At 65.1% G+C, this 17,629-nt stretch carries 16 protein-coding genes and 2 pseudogenes; 12 read left to right on the top strand and 6 right to left on the bottom strand.

Annotated features, from left to right (window positions below):
* Positions 1 to 8 precede the first annotated feature (8 nt).
* Positions 9 to 1,124 carry a Gfo/Idh/MocA family oxidoreductase gene (locus XANALMUS060_RS05370; protein ID WP_045737494.1) on the bottom strand — a complete coding sequence of 372 codons (1,116 nt, stop codon included), beginning with the start codon at positions 1,122 to 1,124 and terminating at the stop codon, positions 9 to 11.
* A gap of 124 nt (positions 1,125 to 1,248) precedes the next feature.
* On the opposite strand from XANALMUS060_RS05370, the gene XANALMUS060_RS05365 reads away from it, so the two are divergent.
* From XANALMUS060_RS05365 to XANALMUS060_RS05355, 3 genes are all read left to right on the top strand, one after another.
* Positions 1,249 to 2,145, top strand: a complete 897-nt coding sequence (locus XANALMUS060_RS05365; RefSeq protein WP_045737493.1) for an SMP-30/gluconolactonase/LRE family protein — start codon at positions 1,249 to 1,251, stop codon at positions 2,143 to 2,145.
* Between the two features lie 81 nt (positions 2,146 to 2,226).
* On the top strand, positions 2,227 to 2,949 hold the full coding sequence (locus XANALMUS060_RS05360; RefSeq protein ID WP_045737492.1) for a hypothetical protein: 723 nt from the start codon (positions 2,227 to 2,229) through the stop codon (positions 2,947 to 2,949).
* Between the two features lie 96 nt (positions 2,950 to 3,045).
* Positions 3,046 to 3,393, top strand: coding sequence for an EF-hand domain-containing protein (locus XANALMUS060_RS05355; protein WP_235430371.1), 348 nt, complete (start codon positions 3,046 to 3,048; stop codon positions 3,391 to 3,393).
* 81 nt (positions 3,394 to 3,474) lie between these two features.
* Here the strand turns inward: XANALMUS060_RS05355 and XANALMUS060_RS05350 are convergent, their stop codons facing one another.
* On the bottom strand, positions 3,475 to 4,653 hold the full coding sequence (locus XANALMUS060_RS05350; RefSeq protein WP_045737593.1) for a UbiH/UbiF family hydroxylase: 1,179 nt from the start codon (positions 4,651 to 4,653) through the stop codon (positions 3,475 to 3,477).
* Positions 4,650 to 5,864, bottom strand: coding sequence for a 2-octaprenyl-6-methoxyphenyl hydroxylase (gene ubiH, locus XANALMUS060_RS05345; protein ID WP_045737491.1), 1,215 nt, complete (start codon positions 5,862 to 5,864; stop codon positions 4,650 to 4,652). Before ubiH ends, XANALMUS060_RS05350 begins: the two co-directional genes overlap by 4 nt.
* Before the next feature lie 138 nt (positions 5,865 to 6,002).
* On the opposite strand from ubiH, the gene XANALMUS060_RS05340 reads away from it, so the two are divergent.
* From XANALMUS060_RS05340 to XANALMUS060_RS05300, 9 genes and pseudogenes are all read left to right on the top strand, one after another.
* Positions 6,003 to 6,587 (top strand): hypothetical protein, encoded by a 585-nt coding sequence (locus XANALMUS060_RS05340; RefSeq protein ID WP_045737490.1) that lies wholly within the window; start codon positions 6,003 to 6,005, stop codon positions 6,585 to 6,587.
* Between the two features lie 6 nt (positions 6,588 to 6,593).
* Positions 6,594 to 7,148, top strand: a complete 555-nt coding sequence (locus XANALMUS060_RS05335) for a cob(I)yrinic acid a,c-diamide adenosyltransferase (protein WP_045737489.1) — start codon at positions 6,594 to 6,596, stop codon at positions 7,146 to 7,148.
* 25 nt (positions 7,149 to 7,173) lie between these two features.
* The gene (locus XANALMUS060_RS05330; RefSeq protein ID WP_045737592.1) at positions 7,174 to 8,079 is read left to right on the top strand and encodes a histone deacetylase family protein; all 906 of its coding nucleotides are present in this window, start codon (positions 7,174 to 7,176) and stop codon (positions 8,077 to 8,079) included.
* A gap of 107 nt (positions 8,080 to 8,186) precedes the next feature.
* Positions 8,187 to 10,532: an LPS-assembly protein LptD gene (gene lptD, locus XANALMUS060_RS05325; RefSeq protein ID WP_082064931.1), complete on the top strand. Its 2,346-nt coding sequence runs from the start codon at positions 8,187 to 8,189 to the stop codon at positions 10,530 to 10,532.
* Positions 10,529 to 11,812, top strand: a pseudogene (locus XANALMUS060_RS05320) (peptidylprolyl isomerase); the annotation flags it as partial. The gene lptD and the pseudogene XANALMUS060_RS05320, both read left to right, overlap by 4 nt.
* An 88-nt stretch (positions 11,813 to 11,900) precedes the next feature.
* Entirely contained in the window at positions 11,901 to 12,875 is a 975-nt protein-coding gene (gene pdxA, locus XANALMUS060_RS05315) for a 4-hydroxythreonine-4-phosphate dehydrogenase PdxA (RefSeq protein ID WP_045737486.1), read from the top strand.
* 220 nt (positions 12,876 to 13,095) lie between these two features.
* A complete protein-coding gene (gene rsmA, locus XANALMUS060_RS05310) occupies positions 13,096 to 13,890 on the top strand; it encodes a 16S rRNA (adenine(1518)-N(6)/adenine(1519)-N(6))-dimethyltransferase RsmA (protein WP_045737591.1) in 795 nt (264 codons plus the stop codon).
* 93 nt (positions 13,891 to 13,983) lie between these two features.
* On the top strand, positions 13,984 to 14,367 hold the full coding sequence (gene apaG, locus XANALMUS060_RS05305; protein ID WP_045728512.1) for a Co2+/Mg2+ efflux protein ApaG: 384 nt from the start codon (positions 13,984 to 13,986) through the stop codon (positions 14,365 to 14,367).
* Between the two features lie 10 nt (positions 14,368 to 14,377).
* A pseudogene (locus tag XANALMUS060_RS05300) lies at positions 14,378 to 15,220 on the top strand (symmetrical bis(5'-nucleosyl)-tetraphosphatase); the annotation flags it as partial.
* Positions 15,221 to 15,313: 93 nt separating this feature from the next.
* Here the strand turns inward: XANALMUS060_RS05300 and XANALMUS060_RS05295 are convergent.
* The 3 genes from XANALMUS060_RS05295 to lgt all read right to left on the bottom strand — a co-directional run bounded on the left by XANALMUS060_RS05295 (position 15,314) and on the right by lgt (position 17,588).
* Positions 15,314 to 15,820, bottom strand: coding sequence for a dihydrofolate reductase (locus XANALMUS060_RS05295; RefSeq protein ID WP_045737590.1), 507 nt, complete (start codon positions 15,818 to 15,820; stop codon positions 15,314 to 15,316).
* Between the two features lie 98 nt (positions 15,821 to 15,918).
* On the bottom strand, positions 15,919 to 16,713 hold the full coding sequence (locus XANALMUS060_RS05290) for a thymidylate synthase (protein ID WP_045737484.1): 795 nt from the start codon (positions 16,711 to 16,713) through the stop codon (positions 15,919 to 15,921).
* The gene (lgt, locus tag XANALMUS060_RS05285) at positions 16,710 to 17,588 is read right to left on the bottom strand and encodes a prolipoprotein diacylglyceryl transferase (protein ID WP_045737483.1); all 879 of its coding nucleotides are present in this window, start codon (positions 17,586 to 17,588) and stop codon (positions 16,710 to 16,712) included. The genes XANALMUS060_RS05290 and lgt overlap by 4 nt, the downstream gene beginning before the upstream one ends.
* Positions 17,589 to 17,629 lie beyond the last annotated feature (41 nt).

The raw sequence follows: 17,629 nt of genomic DNA, 5'->3' as shown, positions 1-17,629 counted from the left end.
CATACCCGCTACAACACGATGCGCTGCCCACCAGCGCCCGCCGAACGGTAAGTCGCATCGACGATGCGGATATCGCGCAAGCCTTCTTCGCCCGGTGCACGCAATGGCCCACCGTTGAGGATCGCCAAGGCGTCCTCGTCCATCTGCAACGCCTGCTGATGACGCACCGTCGCATCGAACACACGTCCGTCGCTCGCCTCGCCATGGATGCCGTCGTATGCCTGGAACGGCGCCAATCCATACCAACCGTGCTCGCATTCGGCACGCAGTCGATTCATGTTGCGACCAAAGCTGGTTGCACACTCGGCCACCACGCCGTGCGGAAATTCCAGGGTGAAGCGCATCTGTTCCTCGACTTCGTCGAACAACGCAGGCCGTTCCGTTGAGCGGATCGCGCTGACCGCCAGCGGCTCGGCGCCCACCGTGTAGCGCGCCGCGTTGAGCGGATACACGCCCATGTCGTACATCGCACCGCCGCCGAACTGCGCACGCAGCCGCCATGGCCGCTGCGCGGGATCGGTGTCGTGGTAGCCGTCGTAGCCGGCTTCGGCGTATACCCTGTGCATGGCACCGAATGGGCGTTCACTGGCGAAGGCGATGATCCGCCGTGTGTTCGGCTCGTGCTGCATGCGATAGCCGATACTCAGCCGCACCTTGTTGCGCGCACAGGCGTCGATCATCGACTGGGCCTCGTCCGCATGCAGCGCCATCGGCTTCTCGCACCACACATGCTTGCCTGCCGCTGCGGCGCGCAGCGTCAGTGGCGCATGCAGCGAGGTCGGTGTGACCACGTAGACCACGTCGATCGCCGGATTATCGGCGATACGCTCCAACTCGTCGTAGCTGTAGACGTTGCGATCCGGGATACGGTACTTGGCCTGCCAGTGCGGAATTTTATCCGGCGAACCGGTGACGATGCCGGCGAGTCGGCAATACCGGGTCAATGCCAAGCCCGGCGCCAAGCGCTCGCTGGCGTAACTGCCCAGTCCAACCAGCGCCACACCCAACGGCTTGCGACGCTTGCCGCGCCCCCTTGCCCACAGCGGCGCGGCCAAGGTTCCCGCAGCGGCCGCGGACAACGCGCTCGATAGCAGAAGACGACGATTCGGCGAGGACAGCGTCATGCGCAACTCCAACCGGACAGTGGCAACAGCTTAACCGCATCCACCACATCGCACAGTGCGCGGCATACCACCGGCTCGGCGACGGCTCTGGCACACTGCCGCTCCTGCCCTCCCGGAGACGCGCATGCGCCGCCTGTTCCTCGCTATCGCCACCTTGCTACTGGCCTCCTCCGCAGGTGCGCAAGACAGCCTCCTCAGCACCCACGACCTGATCGGCGATGGCGTCTTCACCCACAACATCGAAGGCCCGGCGAGCGGACCGGACGGTGCGTTGTACGTGGTCAATTTCGGCCACGACGGCAGTATCGGTCGCGTCAATCACGATTCCGCCGGACATGCGCACGCGGCACTGTTCGTGGAGCTTCCCGACGGCAGCATCGGCAACGGCATCCGCTTCGACCGCCGTGGACGCATGTACGTGGCCGACTACGGCCACCATCGCATCCTGCGTATCGACTTGCACAGCAAACGGATCGAGGTCTACGCCGCACTTCCCGGCGCCTTCCAGCCCAACGATATCGCGATGGCGCCGGACGGCACGCTATACGCCAGCGATCCGGACTGGAAACGCAACGTCGGCCAACTGTGGCGCATCGATCGCGACCACAGCGCGCATCTGATCGAAACCGACATGGGCACGACCAACGGCATCGAGGTCAGCCCGGACGGCAAGCGTCTATACGTCAACGAGAGCATACAGCGCAGGATCTGGGTCTACGACCGCGCCGACGATGGCACGCTGTCCAACAAGCGGCTGTTTACCAGCTTCGTCGATTTCGGCCTGGACGGCATGCGCTGCGACGCCGACGGCAACCTGTACATCGCCCGCTACGATGCAGGCAAGGTGTTGGTACTGGCGCCCGACGGTAGCGTCCTGCACGAAGTCGCGACCAAGGGCCGCAAGCCCACCAACCTGGCCTTCGGCGGCAAAGACGGGCGCGAGGTCTATGTGACCCTGCAGGATCGCGGCGCGATTGAGACATTCCGCAGCGATCATCCAGGACGCGAACACGGGCACTGATGGGATACGCATCGCAGCGGCGTCTCAATCCACGCAATCGGCGCAGGGCATCCTGCGCGCCTTGCCTGGAGGAACGCACACATGCAACCGCTCACGTTGAACGATCCCGCCGACTTCGCCGAGGAATTCCTCAGACTGACCCTGCTTCAAGGGTTCCAGTCGCTGACCAAACGCGACCTGGAATTACTGATTTTCGTCTTGCTGGAACGCGACGGCGCAATCGCGCGCAGCGATCCCAACGCGGTGGTGGCCCTGCGCCTGCGGGTGACACCAACCAAAGTGAAGGGCCTGCGTCGCGATGGCTACGCGCGCTGGCGCGCACTGGTGCCGGAGGACGGCGAAGCCGCGCTGCAACGCATCGTGGCCGCACTCTTGACCGAGGACAACCTGCGCGCCGGGGCAAAACATGTCAGCGAGCGCAGCAAAAAAGATGGCTTTCTGGCGATCCGCATCGAGCACCCGGACGACCAGCAGCGCTTTGAACAAGCCATCCTCGACGTCGGCGCGATGCCGGTATACGAGCGCAACCGCGATGTGATCGCCGTGCGCTTCGACACGCTGCTGAAGATTGCCGAACGCTGGGGTTACCTGCAGCCGGAACCGGAAAAGGTGACACGCGCGCTGGAAAAGCTCGCCCCCACCGCGGAAGAAGTCGCCGAGCTGTTGAAACAAGACCTGAGCAAGCTACGCTGGCAGGATGTACGCAGAGTGCTCAACAGCCTTGGCGTCAAAGCCATCGCCAGCACTGCAGAAGGCGGATTGAAGGGACTGTTGAAACTCGCGTTCCCGTTCATCCCACTCTGAAACCATCACCGCTCACCGATTGCCTTACCGGAGTCCGTCATGTCCATGCACTACCCTCGCGCCATCCTCATCGCCTGCCTGTCCGCAACGATTGCCATGCCCGGCGTCGCACAAAATCTCAACGCGACCTCCAGCGTGACCACCCAACCACTGCGCGATGTCCACGCCACGGTCAGCTCGCAGCCACTGAGCAACGGCGTGGTGACGCACCAGGTCCAGTTGCACACCGCTGCCGGCGAAGCGCCGGTGACCGTGCGCACGATCCAACCCGAGCGCGTCGCGGGCAACTACCACATCGACTTCGACGCGCTGGACAGCGATCACGACGGCTACATCAGCCGCAGCGAGGCACAGGCCAATCCATCGCTGGCCGACGAATTCGATGCACTGGACACCCCCCATAGCGGACGCCTCAGTCGCACGCAATTGGCCGGCTGGCGGTAAGCCTGCCTCGTCGCACCTCGCTCACGGCAGCAGCCACAAGTCGACTCGATAAGCATCACGCATAGCCAATGCAACGCACACTCATATCCCGGATGCGCGCTTCCAAAATGCATGCATCAACAGCGGCAATTTACCGGCCAGCCCCAACAGCGGCCCACGCAGCAGGGTCAGGTGCAGGTCATCGTTGGAGAACACCCGGTTGATCGTATGGAAACCATAAGCAGCCACGGTGTTGTCACTGCGCCGTGCACGCGCCCAACGCGCCAACCGATGCGGCGCAGCCCAATCGACACCGCGCGCCTGTGCCCGCCGCACCAGCGCCGCCAGTGCGGCGACATCGCGCAGGCCGAGATTGACCCCCTGCCCAGCCAGCGGGTGCACCACGTGCGCAGCATCGCCGAGCACCAACAGACCGTCGCGCCGATACGCTTCCACCAGTTGTCGACGTAGCGGGAATCCGACCCGCGGCGACGCGGCACGCATCGTGCCCAGACGGGCCCCGAAAGCCTGAGTCAGTTCCGCGCCGAAGGCCGCCTCATCCAGCGCCAGCACTCGCCTCGCCTCCGCCTCGGGCAATGTCCACACAATCGAGCTGCGGCCATCGGCAAACGGCAACAATGCCAGCGGCCCACCCGGCAGAAAACGCTGCCAAGCCGTGTCCTGATGCGGCAATTCGGTCTGTACGAAAGCTACCACGCCGCACTGACCATAATCGTGTGCCGGCGCATCCAATCCGGCCAAACCACGCAAGGTGGACTCGGCACCATCGGCGGCGATTGCCAGACGCGCATCGAGCCGGCGGCCATCGTCCAGGCGCAAACGGACGCGCTCGTGCGACGGTTCAAACGCCTCCACCTGTGCCGGGCAGTGCAACTGCACACCCGCCGCTGGCAGCGCCGCCCACAGTTGCTCGACCAACAGCGCGTGTTCAACGATCCAACCCAACTGATCGCGTCCCAGCGCATCGGCATCGAACGCCAACTCACCGCCGCCACCTGCATCCCACACGCGCATGCGCCGGTATGCGCAAGCACGGCGCGCGAGCACCTGCGACCACACTCCCGCACCGTGCAACAGCGCCGCGTTATCCGCAGCGAAGGCATACACCCGCAAGTCCGGCGTCGCCGGCGACCAACGCGGTGGTTCGCACCCCTCGACCAGCGCCACCGCCAAGCCCTCGCCAGCCAATGCCAACGCGCACGCCGCACCGACCACGCCACCACCGACCACCACCGTATCCAACATCCCGCGCCGGCTCATGTTGCGGCCTCCCGACACAGTCGCGGCACCTCGCCACGGAAACCCATCGCCCCGCCGACCAGCAACGATTGCAGCGGCGCGGCCCGTGCTGCGGCCAGCAGCCCCAGACTGCGCAACGGGCGCAGCACGGACGCGGGATTGGCCGTCAGCCGCGCCAGCCCGCCGGAAAAAGCCACCGTGCGCTGGCGATCCTGCTCGCGGCGCCGCACGTACTCCTGCAGCAGCGTCGGCGCGCCGGGATCGGTACGGTCGTGTTCGAGTAGTTCGGCCAGGGTCAGCGCATCGCGCAGCCCCAGGTTGAAACCCTGCGCACCCAGTGGATGCAGGGTCTGCGCGGCATTGCCCAGCAGCACCGCACGCGCATCGATGAGGCGATCGGCCAGAACCTGCACGATCGGATACACACTGCGCTCGCCACTGCCGAGCAAGCGGCCCACCCGCCAACCCAGCGCGTCTTGTAAGCGCCGCAGCCAAGCCTCCTCGTCCAACGCCGCCACTGCGTCGGCGTCCTCGGTGGCGACCGCGTGGATCGCACCGTAATGCCGATCACCACGTGGCAGCAGCGCGGTCGGACCGTCATCGCGGAAGCGCTCGTAGGCGGTGCCGTCGGGTTGACGGCTCCCACGCACCCGCGCCACGAACAGGGTTTGATGAAAATCGTGGCCGATCGCGCCGATACCCAACGCATCGCGCACCGCGCTGGCGCTACCGTCGGCGCCGACCAGCAAGCGCGCCTGCAGCACCTGCTCGGTGCCGTCGTGAACGACGCGCAGCCGCCGCACATTGGAAGTGTCCCCGTCTTCGACCGCCACGCAGCGCGCGGGCCGGTAGCGGTGCACATGCGAGGCCGCGGCCAGGCTCGCCTCCAGCGCCTGGCCGAAGTCGCGCGCCACCACCACCTGACCGAATGCCTCGCGCCCATAGTCAGCGGCGTCCAGCCGAACCCGACCAAAATCGCCGGCACGACTGATGTGAATGCGCCGGATCGGGCCGGTCGGTGCGCGCAAGCGCTGCATCACGCCGAGCGCGGTCAGTGCGTTGACCGTGGCTGCGGCAAAGCTGAGATTGCGCTGGTCGAACACCGGCGGCAACGCGCCAGGCGGCGCGGCCTCGACCAAGCCCACGTCCATCCCCAGGCGGTCCAGCGCGATAGCCAGACTGGCACCGACCAGGCCGCCGCCCACGATCACTACGTCATGTCGCTTGCTCATCCGGCCATGATACGACCTGCGCCAGACTCACCGGCGATCACGGTCTGGCTCGCCTTCCAGGCAAGCGGCCCCGCGCACTTGCGGGCACCATGCTTCCAGTAGAATCCAAACCTTAACGCGCACCGGTGCCCGCTCGCCATGACGTCCTCCCCCCACCGCCTCCCCGCCCTGCTTTTGCTGGCGTCACTGCTGGCTGCAACCCGCATCAATCACTTCGGCGCCATTCCCGATGCGTCCTGGGCGGTGTTCTTCATCGGCGGCTTCTACCTGCGCAGTTGGACCGGCTGGGCGTTCCCGCTGCTGATGGCACTGGCGGTACTGGTCGACTATCTGGTCATCCACGGCCAGGGCCTGGATTTCTGGCAGCACTACTGCGTATCGCCAGCGTACTGGTGTCTGATCCCGGCGTACTTTGTGCTGTGGATCGGCGGCGCCTGGCTGGCGCACCGCTACCGCAGCGCCGACTGGCGCGCGCTGGGCCTGGCCACGGGCAGCCTGCTGGCCGCGGTGGCCCTGTGCCACCTGATCGCCCAGGGCAGCTTTTACTGGGTCAGCCACAGCGTGGCCAATCCCACGGTGGCTGGCTGGCTGAAGAACTACAGCGACTGGCTGTTGCCTTATCTGAGTAGCGCAGGCCTGTACGTGGCGCTGGCCGCCGCGATCCAGGTCGGCCGCGAGCAGTTGGCACGCCTGGGCCAGCGCGACCAGCCAACCGGCCACTGAGCGGACATGGGCAACCGTCTCACCAAGATCTATACCCGAACCGGCGACGACGGCAGCACCGGACTGGGCGACGGCAACCGGGTCGGCAAAGATTCGGCCCGGGTCACCGCCTACGGCACCGTGGACGAGGCAAATTCGGCAATCGGCCTGGTGCTGGCCTGTGCGCTGGCCGAGGATGTGCGCCAGTTGCTGACCGCGATCCAGCACCAACTGTTCGACCTCGGCGGCGAGTTGTGCATTCCCGGCCACGCCGCGATCCAGGACGCCGACATCGACGCGCTGGAACAGCATCTGGACCACTACAACGCGACCCTGCCAGCCTTGCGGGACTTCATCCTGCCCGGCGGCGGCGAGGCAGCGGCGCGCTGTCACCTGGCCCGGACCATCGTGCGCCGCGCAGAACGCGAGACGGTCGCGCTCTCGCGGCAGGACGCGGTACGCCCGGAGGCGGTGCGCTACCTCAACCGCCTGTCGGATCTGCTGTTCGTGTTGGCGCGCGTGCTGGCCCGCGCCGATGGTCACGGCGACGTGCTGTGGCGCCACGACCGTCGACACGCCTGAGCAGCACCCCACACCGCGCCCGCACATGTTGATCTACACACATCCAGACTGCCTCGGCCACATGCCGGGGCCAGAACATCCGGAACGGCCAGAGCGCGTGGCAACGGTGGTCACCGCCCTGCGCGAGGCTTTCCCCACACTGGAATGGCGTCAAGCACCGCTGGCCAAGCTCGGTGATCTGGCACGAGTGCACGAGCAGGCACTGATCGATCGCATCCTGGCCGACATCGACGGCACGCACGCGCTCGACATGGATACCGTGCTCTCGCCTGGCTCGCGCGCCGCCGCGCTACGCGCCGCCGGGGCCGGAACTGCGGCGGTGGATGCGGTCATGCGCGGGGAAAGCGACACGGCCTTCTGCGCGGTACGCCCGCCCGGCCACCACGCCACCGCGACCACCGCAATGGGCTTTTGCCTGTTCAACAACGTTGCGATCGCCGCTGCCCACGCCCTCGACACCCATGGCCTGGAGCGGATCGCCATCGTCGACTTCGATGTGCATCACGGCAATGGCACTCAAGCGATCTTCGAGCGCGACGCTCGCGTGCATTACCTCAGCACCCACCAGTCCGGTCTGTTTCCGCACTCGGGTGGGAGCAACGAGCGCGGCATCGGCAACCTGCACAATGCCTTGCTGGCGCCGGGTAGCGACGGCATGGGCTTCCGTAACATCTGGGCCGACCGGATGCTGCCGCTGCTGGACGCCTTCAAACCGCAACTGCTGCTGATCTCCGCTGGCTTCGACGCGCATCTGCGCGACCCGCTCGCCGACCTGATGCTGGACAGCGAAGACTTCGCCTGGCTCACCACGCAATTGCGCACGCTCGCACAGCGGCATGCACAGGGCCGCGTGGTGTCGCTACTGGAAGGCGGCTACGACCTGCAAGCGCTGCGCGAATGCAGCATCGCCCACGTCGACGCATTGCGCTGAACCCCTACGGCCCCGATGCACCCCTCACGCCCCGCAGGCCGTCTTCATTGCCCCCATGCACAGGATGGGGCAAGCTAGCGACCGTTTTCGCCCGATACCTGACGCGCGTGCGCCGAGCTCTCCGCCTGCTACCCCTTCCGTTCAGTATCGCCCTCTGTCTGCCGGCAGTGGCGGCCGAAAAGCCGCCGAACTGGGGGCTGTGCCCAACCCCTGACGTGCTGCCCAAGTTCGACGACGCCCCCAAGCCGGATCCGAAGCTCGCCGAGAACCGCGAACAGCAGCCGACCGATGTCGAGGGCGACCAACTCTCGGGCACCACGACCATCCCGAACTACACCGGCAACGTCGCGCTCAAGCGCGGCGACCAGTTCATGGGCACCGACAGCCTGCGGATGGACACCGAGACCGGCAACTACATCGCGCAGGGTCACGTGCGCTACCAGGATTCGTCGATCCGCCTGATCGCCGACCGCGCCGAAGGCAATCAGGACACCAACACCCACAAGATCACCAACATCCGCTATCAGTTGATCTCCCGCCGCGGCAACGGCACCGCCAACTCGGTAGACCTGCAAGGTGCACTGGGGCAAATGCACCACTCCACCTACACCACCTGCGATCCCTCGCAACGGGTGTGGGAACTCTCCGCACCGGAGATCGACGTCGACAGCAACGAAGGGTTCGGCACCGCGCGCAATGCGGTCCTGAAAATCTACAACGTGCCGATCATGTACTCGCCCTGGTTCAAGTTCCCGATCGACGACAGTCGCAGCAGCGGCTTTTTGTTTCCGACGTTCGGCTTCACCGGCCGCAATGGGTTCGATTACACCCAACCCTACTATTTGAATCTGGCACCGAACTACGACGCCACGCTGTATCCGCGCTTCATGAGCCGACGCGGCCTGATGCTCGGCAGCGAATTCCGTTATCTCTACGATGGCGGCAAGGGCGAGGCACTGGCGGGCTACCTGCCCGACGACAAACTGCGCGACAAGGACCGTGGTCGCTTCCAGTACCTGGGCTACCACAACATCAACGCGCAATGGCAGGTGCGCGCCTCGCTGATCTGGGTCAGCGACGATCGCTATACCGAAGACTTCTCCAACCGCCTGCTCGGCAACACCGTCAGCAACCTGCAGAGTACGGTCGGTGTCTACGGCACCGGCGAGACCTGGACCGCCGGGCTGATGGCCGATCGCTGGCAACTGGCCGACTACACGCTCACTGAAGATTCGCTGCCCTATAGCCGCCAGCCGCGCGCGTTCTTCAACTGGAACAAACCACTCGGCGACTACTTCGAGGCCGGGCTGTACAGCGAGGCGGTGCGCTTCGTACACGACGACGTCCACGCCAAGGACGCGCTGTACCAGCGCACCGGGGTAATCAGCGAGCGACCCGGCGGGGAGCGCCTGGATATCAAACCCTACCTCTCCATGCCGCTGGCCGGTGCCGCCTGGTTCCTCAAGCCGACCCTGGCATGGCGCTATACCACCTACCAATTGGAAAGGGACCTGGCGAACACGCTCGGCGGCGACACCACCCCCTCGCGCAGCCTGCCGATCGCCAGCGTCGATGCCGGGGTCTACTTCGACCGCGATGCCAAATTCGGCAACACCAACTATCTGCAAACCCTGGAACCACGGCTGTTTTATCTGTACACGCCGTATCGGGACCAGAACGACCTGCCAATCTTCGACACCCGCGAGTTCACCTTCAGTTGGGGACAGTTGTTCCGCGACTCGCGCTACACCGGCGCCGACCGCCAGAACGATGCCAACCAGTTGACCATGGCATTGAGTTCGCGCCTGCTGCGCCAGAACGACGGCAAGGAAAAGCTATCGGTCAGCCTGGGGCAGATCCTGTATTTCGACGACTCCCGGGTGAGCCTGCCCAACAGCGACACCGCGATCGCGCAGGGCAAGTCGGCCTGGGTCGCCGACGCCAACTACATGATCAACGACCGTTGGACGCTGGGCAGCACCTATCAGTGGGATCCCAAGTATCACCGCAAGGATCTGGCCAGCGTCCGCATGCGTTACCTGCTGCCGGGCGACGGCATCGTCAACGTCGCCTACCGCTACCGCCGCGACCTGCTGGAGCAGGCCGATGCCTCGTTCCTGTACCCGATCAATTCGAATTGGAGCCTGGTCGGCCGTCATTACTATTCGTTCATGGACAAAAAGCCGCTGGAGAGCATCCTCGGCGTGCAATGGGACAGTTGCTGCGTGGCCGTGCGCGCGCTTGCACGGCGCTATGTGCGCAATCGCACCGGCGCAATGGACACCGCGTTCCAGATCGAATTCGTCCTGAAGGGGTTCTCGTCGCTGGGGCAGGACACGGACCGCGTTCTGCGCCGTGCTATCCTCGGCTACAACCGCGACGACCTGTACTTGGTCCCGCCCAGCAATACCACGGCCGATCCGGACGCTTACGATCCGAACCAGATTCCATGACCAAGACCCTCTCTGCTTTCCTCGTCGCCGTGCTGGCCATCGCTGGCGTCTCCACCCAGGCCACCGCACAACAAACCCAACCGCTGGACCGCATCGCTGCGGTGGTCGACGAGGATGTCGTGCTGCAGAGCGAGCTGGATCGCGCCTTGCGCAACGTCAAAGCACAGTATGCCGGTCGCGACACGCAGCTGCCTCCTGATAACGTGCTGCGCCGCCAAGTGCTCGAGCGTCTGGTTCTGGTCAAACTGCAAGTGGCCCGCGCCAACAGCACCGGCATCCATGTCAGCGACGACGAACTGAACCGCGCCATCGCCAGCATCGCCCAGCAGAACAATACCGACGTGGATGGCCTGCGCAAGAAAATCGCCGCAGACGGCATGTCCTACGACGACTTCCGCAACTCGGTGCGCGACGAAATCACCGTGCAACGCCTGCGCCAGAGCTTCGCGCAAAGCCGGATCAATGTCAGCGAAAGCGAAGTGGATGCCGCCCTGACCCAACAGGCCACCATCGGCACCCAGTATCACCTCGCGCATATCCTGGTTGGTTTGCCGGAAGGCGCCACCGCCGAGCAGATCAAGACCGCGCAGGGCAAGATCGATGGCGTCAAGAGCCTGATCGACAAGGGCGAGATCGACTTCAATGCCGCCGCCGTGCGCTACTCCGACAGCCCCAACGCGCTGGAAGGCGGCGACCTCGGCTGGCGTAGCCTGGACGAGATCCCGAACGCATTCGCGCAGTTGATCCGCGATATGAAGCCCGGCCAGGTCGCTGGCCCGCTGCGCGGCCCCAGCGGCTTTCAGTTATTGAAGCTGGTCGAAGTACGTGACGCCGCCGCCAACCCGGAAAAGAAGACCGTCACCGAGTACCACGCCCGCCACATCCTGGCGCGGATCAACGACGCCCAGACCGATGCCGCCGCCAAGGCCAAGATCGAGACCCTGCGTGCGCGCATCGCCGGTGGCGCCGATTTCCAGAAAGTGGCCAAGGAAGCCTCGGAAGATGCCAACACCCGTAGTCAGGGCGGCGATCTGGGCTGGTTCCCGATCGATGCGTTCGGCGCGGATTTCGGCCACCAGGTCGAAAGCCTCCAGGACGGACAGATTTCCCAGCCGTTCCGTACCGAGGCTGGCTGGCACATCCTGCAACGCGTCGGCGCGCGCCAGACCGACGTCACCAGTGACACGCAGCGCGCCCAGGTCCGCGAGACCATCGGTCGTCGCAAGCTAGAGGAAGAGTACAACCGCTTCCTGCAGGAAATGCGTGGCGAAGCCTACGTCGACCTGCGCCTGGGCAACACCGACACGACGACGCCGGCCGCGGAGACCACGCCAGCGCCGGCGGCCACTGCTACCAAGCACTGAACCCATGCGCCCCTCGCTCGCGCTGGTCCCAGGCGAGCCGGGCGGGATCGGCCCGGAGCTGTGCGTGCGGCTGGCACAACAGCCGCGCCACGACTGCCAACTGCTGGCTTTCGCCGATCCGGACACACTACGCGCCGCCGCCGCCGCACTGTCACTCCCACTGCGGCTGCTACCCGAATCCAGTGCCGCCATCGCCCCCGGCGACTTGCGTCTGCGCGCCGTCCCCAATGCCGCGCCCAACCGGTTCGGTCGTACCGAGCCGGCCAATGCCGCTGCGGTGATCGGCGCATTGACCCAGGCCGCCGACGCCTGCCTGCGTGGCGAACTGGCTGGCATGGTCACCGGCCCGGTGCACAAGGCCGCGATCAACGCAGGGGGCATCGCCTATACCGGCACGACCGAACTGCTCGCCCAGCACGCAGGCTGCGAGGTCGTGATGATGCTGGCAAACGAGATCGTGCGCGTCGCCCTGGCCACCACGCATTTACCGCTGCGCGCAGTCGCCGACGCCCTGACCCCCGCACTCTTGGAACGCAGCCTGCGCATCACCCACGCCGCACTGCGCCGCACATTCGGCATCGCCATGCCCACCATCGCCGTACTGGGACTCAACCCGCACGCTGGCGAGGACGGTCATCTGGGACACGAGGAGATCGAGGTCATGCAGCCGGTGCTGGACGCCCTGCGCGGCGAGGGTATGCGCTTGCTCGGCCCGCTGCCCGCCGATACCGCATTCCTGCCGCAGAAGCTGACCGAAGTCGACGCCGTGCTGGCGATGTACCACGATCAAGGGCTGCCGGTGCTGAAATACAGTGGTTTCGAGCAGGCTGTGAATCTGACCTTGGGCCTGCCCTACCCGCGCGTAGCGGTCGACCACGGCACCGCGCTGGAACTGGCTGGCCGTGGCCTTGCCGACCCATCCAGTCTGTTCGCCGCAGCCGCCTTGTGCGCGCAGCTGGCTGCGCGCCAGGACAGATAACCTTGCCTGCGTTGTCGCAGCGACGTCGGCTTCGAGTGGTCCACCCCCATGCAAAATCTTCGACAACGCGCGTCGCAACTGACAGCGCGCAAGGCAGCAGAACGCGGAATCACCAAAGGACACCGCTCATGCTCAGCCAGGCAATCCCAAATCCCAGGACGCGCATGCGGATGATGCCGGCACGCCGCATCGCCCATCCCATGCCGATAAAATGCACGCCATGACCTCCTCTCCCGGCTTCGGCGCACCGGCCAAGAAATCGCTCGGCCAACACTTCCTCAGCGACCGCCACTACATCGACAATATCGTCCGCGCGGTGAATCCCAAACCAGGCGACCGACTGGTCGAGATCGGCCCCGGACAGGGCGCGATCACCTTCCCGCTGCTGCGCCGGCATGGACAGCTGACCGTGATCGAGTTCGATCGCGACCTGATCGCGCCACTGACCACCACCGCAGCCAACCTCGGCGAACTCACCATCCTTCACCGCGATGTGCTCTCGGTGGACTTCGGCGCGCTGGCTGGCGATGGCCGCATCCGTCTGGTCGGCAACCTGCCCTACAACATCTCCTCGCCGATCCTGTTCCATGCCCTGGACCATGCCGCGGCGATCGCCGACATGCACTTCATGCTGCAAAAAGAAGTGGTCGACCGGATGGCCGCCGCACCGGGCAGCAAGGTCTACGGCAGGCTCAGCGTGATGCTGCAAGCCTACTGCGAAGTAACCGCCTTGTTCGTCGTGCCACCGGGTGCGTTCCGCCCTCCTCCCAAAGTGGATTCAGCAGTGGTGCGGCTGGTCCCGCGACCTGCCCAGGAGGTCGGCATCGCCGATCCGCGCCGCTTCGCCGACGTGGTGCGCGCCGCGTTCGGGCAACGCCGCAAGACCCTGCGCAATGCGCTCAACGGGGTCTGCGATGGCCCGCAGTTCGAGGCCGCCGGGGTCCGCGCAGACGCGCGCGCCGAGCAACTGGCGGTCGCCGATTTCGTGCGACTAGCCAACCTGCCGCCCTCATGAGCCAGCCACACCGATGCGCTGCGTTCTGCTTCCCCGATACGTTCCTCGGCACGGGTCGTCCATTCTGGCGTCCGCTTTGCTTACACTGTGAGCATGAATGATGACGCCCCCTATCGCATCGAGGTCGAAGTATTGCCCCGATTCCTCGTCGACCAATCGGCACCGGAGGAAGGGCGCTATGCGTTCGCCTACACGATCCGCATCCGCAACCGTGGCCGCGTCGCCGCACGTCTGATCGCCCGACACTGGGAGATCACCGACGGCAATGGCCGGATCGAACGCGTGGACGGGGACGGGGTCGTCGGCGAACAGCCGCGACTGCGCCCCGGCGAGGATTTCCGTTACACCTCCGGACTCATGCTGGAAACCGAACACGGCATGATGCGCGGGCATTACGACATGGAGGCCGACGACGGCACCCAGTTCATCGCCGCGATCGCGCCGTTCGTGCTATCCGTGCCACGGACCCTGCACTGATGGCGGCCACATGAGCGTCTGGGCGATCGGCGACCTGCAGGGGTGTTACGACATCACCCAGCGGCTGCTGGAAAAAATCCGCTTCGATCCGGCGGTGGATCGGCTGTGGTTCTGCGGCGACCTGGTCAACCGCGGCGGGCAGTCGTTGGAGACGCTGCGCCTGGTGCACTCGTTACGCGACCAAAGCGTGGTGGTGCTTGGCAACCACGACCTCTCGCTACTGGCGATCGGCGAACGCAGTGCGGACGAACAGCGCAAGGTCAACCCGGACTTGCAGCGCATCGTGCTGGCCGAAGACCGCGACGAACTGCTGACCTGGCTGCGCATGCAGAAACTGCTGCACGCCGACCGTGAACTAGGCTGGATGATGATCCATGCCGGACTCGCACCGAAGTGGACAACGGCCATGGCCGAAAAACACGCACGCGAGGTCGAGCAACAACTACACGGTAACGGCTACCGCAGGCTGTTGCGCAACATGTACGGCGACCGCCCGGCATGGACGCCAGGACTGACTGGCTACGACCGTTCGCGCGCGATCATCAACCTATTCACCCGCGCCCGCTATTGCACCCCGCGCGGTCGCATCGCCATCGAGGAAAAGGGCGCGCCAGGCACCCAGGCGCAGGGCCTGTATCCCTGGTTCGAAGTGCCGGGACGGGTCGAGCGGGACCTGAAGATCGTCTGCGGCCACTGGTCCACGCTGGGCCTGACCATCACCCAGGGCGTGCATGCCATCGACACCGGTGCGGTCTGGGGTGGCAAGCTCACCGCACTGCGCTTGGACAGCGAGGAGTTGCAGGTCGTGCAAGTGCCGGGGCGCCCAGCCGAAGGACCGCCACCGGCAGCACGCACCGGCAGCTCACGGCAGCATAACCCTCAAAAACGCAACGCGCCTACGGCATCCTCGCCAGGCCAGAACTGATCGCTTCGCACATCCAGGCGCCTACGCCACGCTCGGTCGGCGCTGGTAGTCCACGAACTCGAACGCCAAGGCGTGGCGGGCATCGGTCGGATGCGGTTGCCGTGCCAGCACCTCCCACTGCGCCGGATCGAACACAGGGAAATGTGCATCGGCATCATCGACCAGCGTGTCGACATGGGTCAGGTACAGCCGCCCGGCCAGCGGCAGCGTCATGGCGAAAATATCGCCACCACCGATGACCGCCAGTTCCGTGGCACCGGCATTTCGGACCGTATCGAGCGCCGCCTGCAGCGACGCCACCGCTTGCATGTCCGCGAACGGCACGTGTCCGGATCGGGTCATGACCAGATTCAATCGCCCCGGCAGCGCGCGTCCCAGCGACTGCGCGGTTTTGCGCCCCATCAGCACCGGCTTGCCCAGAGTGAGTGCTTTGAAGCGTTTCAAATCATCCGGCAGCCGCCATGGCAAGTCGTTGTCGCGACCGATGGCATTTGCCCGATCCAGTGCGGCAATCAGCGTCAGTCGCAACCCATCGCCCACGCCACGGAGCGCGTTCGTTTCCCCAGCTGCCACCGTTGCTTGTGTTTTTGCCGAGTCCAGGGCACCAGGTCCCGAGTCCCGCCCCCTCATACCGCCACCGGCGCTTTGATCGCCGGATGCGGATCGTAGCCTTCGATCGCGATGTCGTCGTAAGTGAAGGCAAACAGATCGGTGACTGCCGGATTAAGACGCAACGTCGGCAACGGCCGCGGCGTGCGTGCCAACTGCTCGCGCGCCTGCGCAAAGTGGTTGGAATACAGGTGCGCGTCGCCCAAGGTATGCACAAAATCGCCCACGCCCAGACCGGTGGCCTGCGCCACCATGTGCGTGAGCAGCGCATAGCTGGCGATGTTGAATGGCACGCCGAGGAAAATATCGCCGCTGCGCTGGTACAGCTGGCAACTGAGTTTGCCGTCGACCACGTAGAACTGGAACAGGCTGTGACACGGCATCAGCGCCATCTGCGGCAGCTCGGCCACGTTCCAGGCACTGATCACCAACCGCCGCGAGTCCGGGTTGCGCTTGATCTCCTCCACCAGCCACTGCATCTGATCGATCTCGCGGCCATCAGCACTGGCCCAGCGCCGCCACTGCTTACCGTACACCGGGCCGAGTTCGCCCTGCGCATCGGCCCACTCGTCCCAGATGCTGACCTTGTTGTCCTTGAGGTAGGCGATGTTGGTCTCACCTTTCAGGAACCACAGCAACTCATGCACGATCGAACGCAGATGCAGCTTCTTGGTGGTGACCAGGGGAAAGCCCGCATTGAGATCGAAGCGCATCTGCCAACCGAACACGCTGCGCGTGCCGGTTCCGGTGCGGTCGGATTTCTCCGCGCCGTGCATGAGCACATGACGCAACAACTCCAGATACGGGGTCATTTGGCAACCTCCATCGGCGGCACTGGCTGCAGTACCGGTGCGCTACGCGAGCGCCACAACAAGAACAGACCCAGCAAAATCAGCGGCGTACTCAAGATCTGCCCCATCGTCAGCCAGTGAAATGCCAGATAACCGATCGGCGCATCCGGCACACGCACGAACTCCACCGCGAAACGGAAGACGCCGTATAAAAGTGCGAACAGCCCGGACACGGCGTAGCGCGCACGTGGCTGCATCGAAAATGCCCACAACACCGCGAACATCACCAGACCTTCCAGCGTCGCTTCATACAGCTGCGAGGGATGCCGCGCGAACTTATCCAACGCGCCGGTGGCGTATTGCGCCTGAATCTGCGCCATCGGCCAATCCTGCAGTTCTGGCGCGCGCGGGAAAATCACCCCCCAACCCGCGTCGGTGAACTTGCCCCACAACTCGCCGCCGACGAAGTTACCGATGCGACCGAACCCCAGCCCCAGCGGAACCAGTGGGGCAATGAAATCCATGGTGTCGAAGAAGTGCAGGCGCGCCTTGCGCGTCCACCACGCCGAAGCCACCAGTACGCCGATCAGGCCGCCGTGGAAGCTCATGCCGCCATCCCATACCTTGAACACCAGCAACGGATCGGCAAGGACGTCGTGCAACGCGTAGAACAGCATGTAGCCGATGCGCCCGCCCAGCACCACCCCGAGCATCGCGTAGAACAGCAGGTCGGAGAACCCATCCGCATCCACGCCCGGCAGCCGCCCGGCCCGGATTCGGCTGCGTCCCAGCCACCAGGCCGACACGAAACCGGCCAGGTACATCAAACCGTACCAGTGCACCTTCACCGGGCCGAGCGAGAAGGCGATGGGATCGATTTGATGGAGATAGGTCATACGCAGAGGTAAGCCGGCAAGCAAAGATTGCCTATTCTGCC

The sequence above is a fragment of the Xanthomonas sp. MUS 060 genome, from assembly GCF_000963215.1.
GTDB lineage: Bacteria > Pseudomonadota > Gammaproteobacteria > Xanthomonadales > Xanthomonadaceae > Xanthomonas_A.
This window is presented reverse-complemented; position numbering and strand designations above follow the sequence as displayed.

Coding starts and splice junctions, on each gene's coding strand:
- XANALMUS060_RS05370 (WP_045737494.1), bottom strand. CDS start 1,124: ATGACGCTGTCCTCGCCGAATCGTCGTCTTCTGCTATCGAGCGCGTTG.
- XANALMUS060_RS05365 (WP_045737493.1), top strand. CDS start 1,249: ATGCGCCGCCTGTTCCTCGCTATCGCCACCTTGCTACTGGCCTCCTCC.
- XANALMUS060_RS05360 (WP_045737492.1), top strand. CDS start 2,227: ATGCAACCGCTCACGTTGAACGATCCCGCCGACTTCGCCGAGGAATTC.
- XANALMUS060_RS05355 (WP_235430371.1), top strand. CDS start 3,046: ATGCCCGGCGTCGCACAAAATCTCAACGCGACCTCCAGCGTGACCACC.
- XANALMUS060_RS05350 (WP_045737593.1), bottom strand. CDS start 4,653: ATGAGCCGGCGCGGGATGTTGGATACGGTGGTGGTCGGTGGTGGCGTG.
- ubiH (WP_045737491.1), bottom strand. CDS start 5,864: ATGAGCAAGCGACATGACGTAGTGATCGTGGGCGGCGGCCTGGTCGGT.
- XANALMUS060_RS05340 (WP_045737490.1), top strand. CDS start 6,003: ATGACGTCCTCCCCCCACCGCCTCCCCGCCCTGCTTTTGCTGGCGTCA.
- XANALMUS060_RS05335 (WP_045737489.1), top strand. CDS start 6,594: ATGGGCAACCGTCTCACCAAGATCTATACCCGAACCGGCGACGACGGC.
- XANALMUS060_RS05330 (WP_045737592.1), top strand. CDS start 7,174: ATGTTGATCTACACACATCCAGACTGCCTCGGCCACATGCCGGGGCCA.
- pdxA (WP_045737486.1), top strand. CDS start 11,901: ATGCGCCCCTCGCTCGCGCTGGTCCCAGGCGAGCCGGGCGGGATCGGC.
- rsmA (WP_045737591.1), top strand. CDS start 13,096: ATGACCTCCTCTCCCGGCTTCGGCGCACCGGCCAAGAAATCGCTCGGC.
- apaG (WP_045728512.1), top strand. CDS start 13,984: ATGAATGATGACGCCCCCTATCGCATCGAGGTCGAAGTATTGCCCCGA.
- XANALMUS060_RS05290 (WP_045737484.1), bottom strand. CDS start 16,713: ATGACCCCGTATCTGGAGTTGTTGCGTCATGTGCTCATGCACGGCGCG.
- lgt (WP_045737483.1), bottom strand. CDS start 17,588: ATGACCTATCTCCATCAAATCGATCCCATCGCCTTCTCGCTCGGCCCG.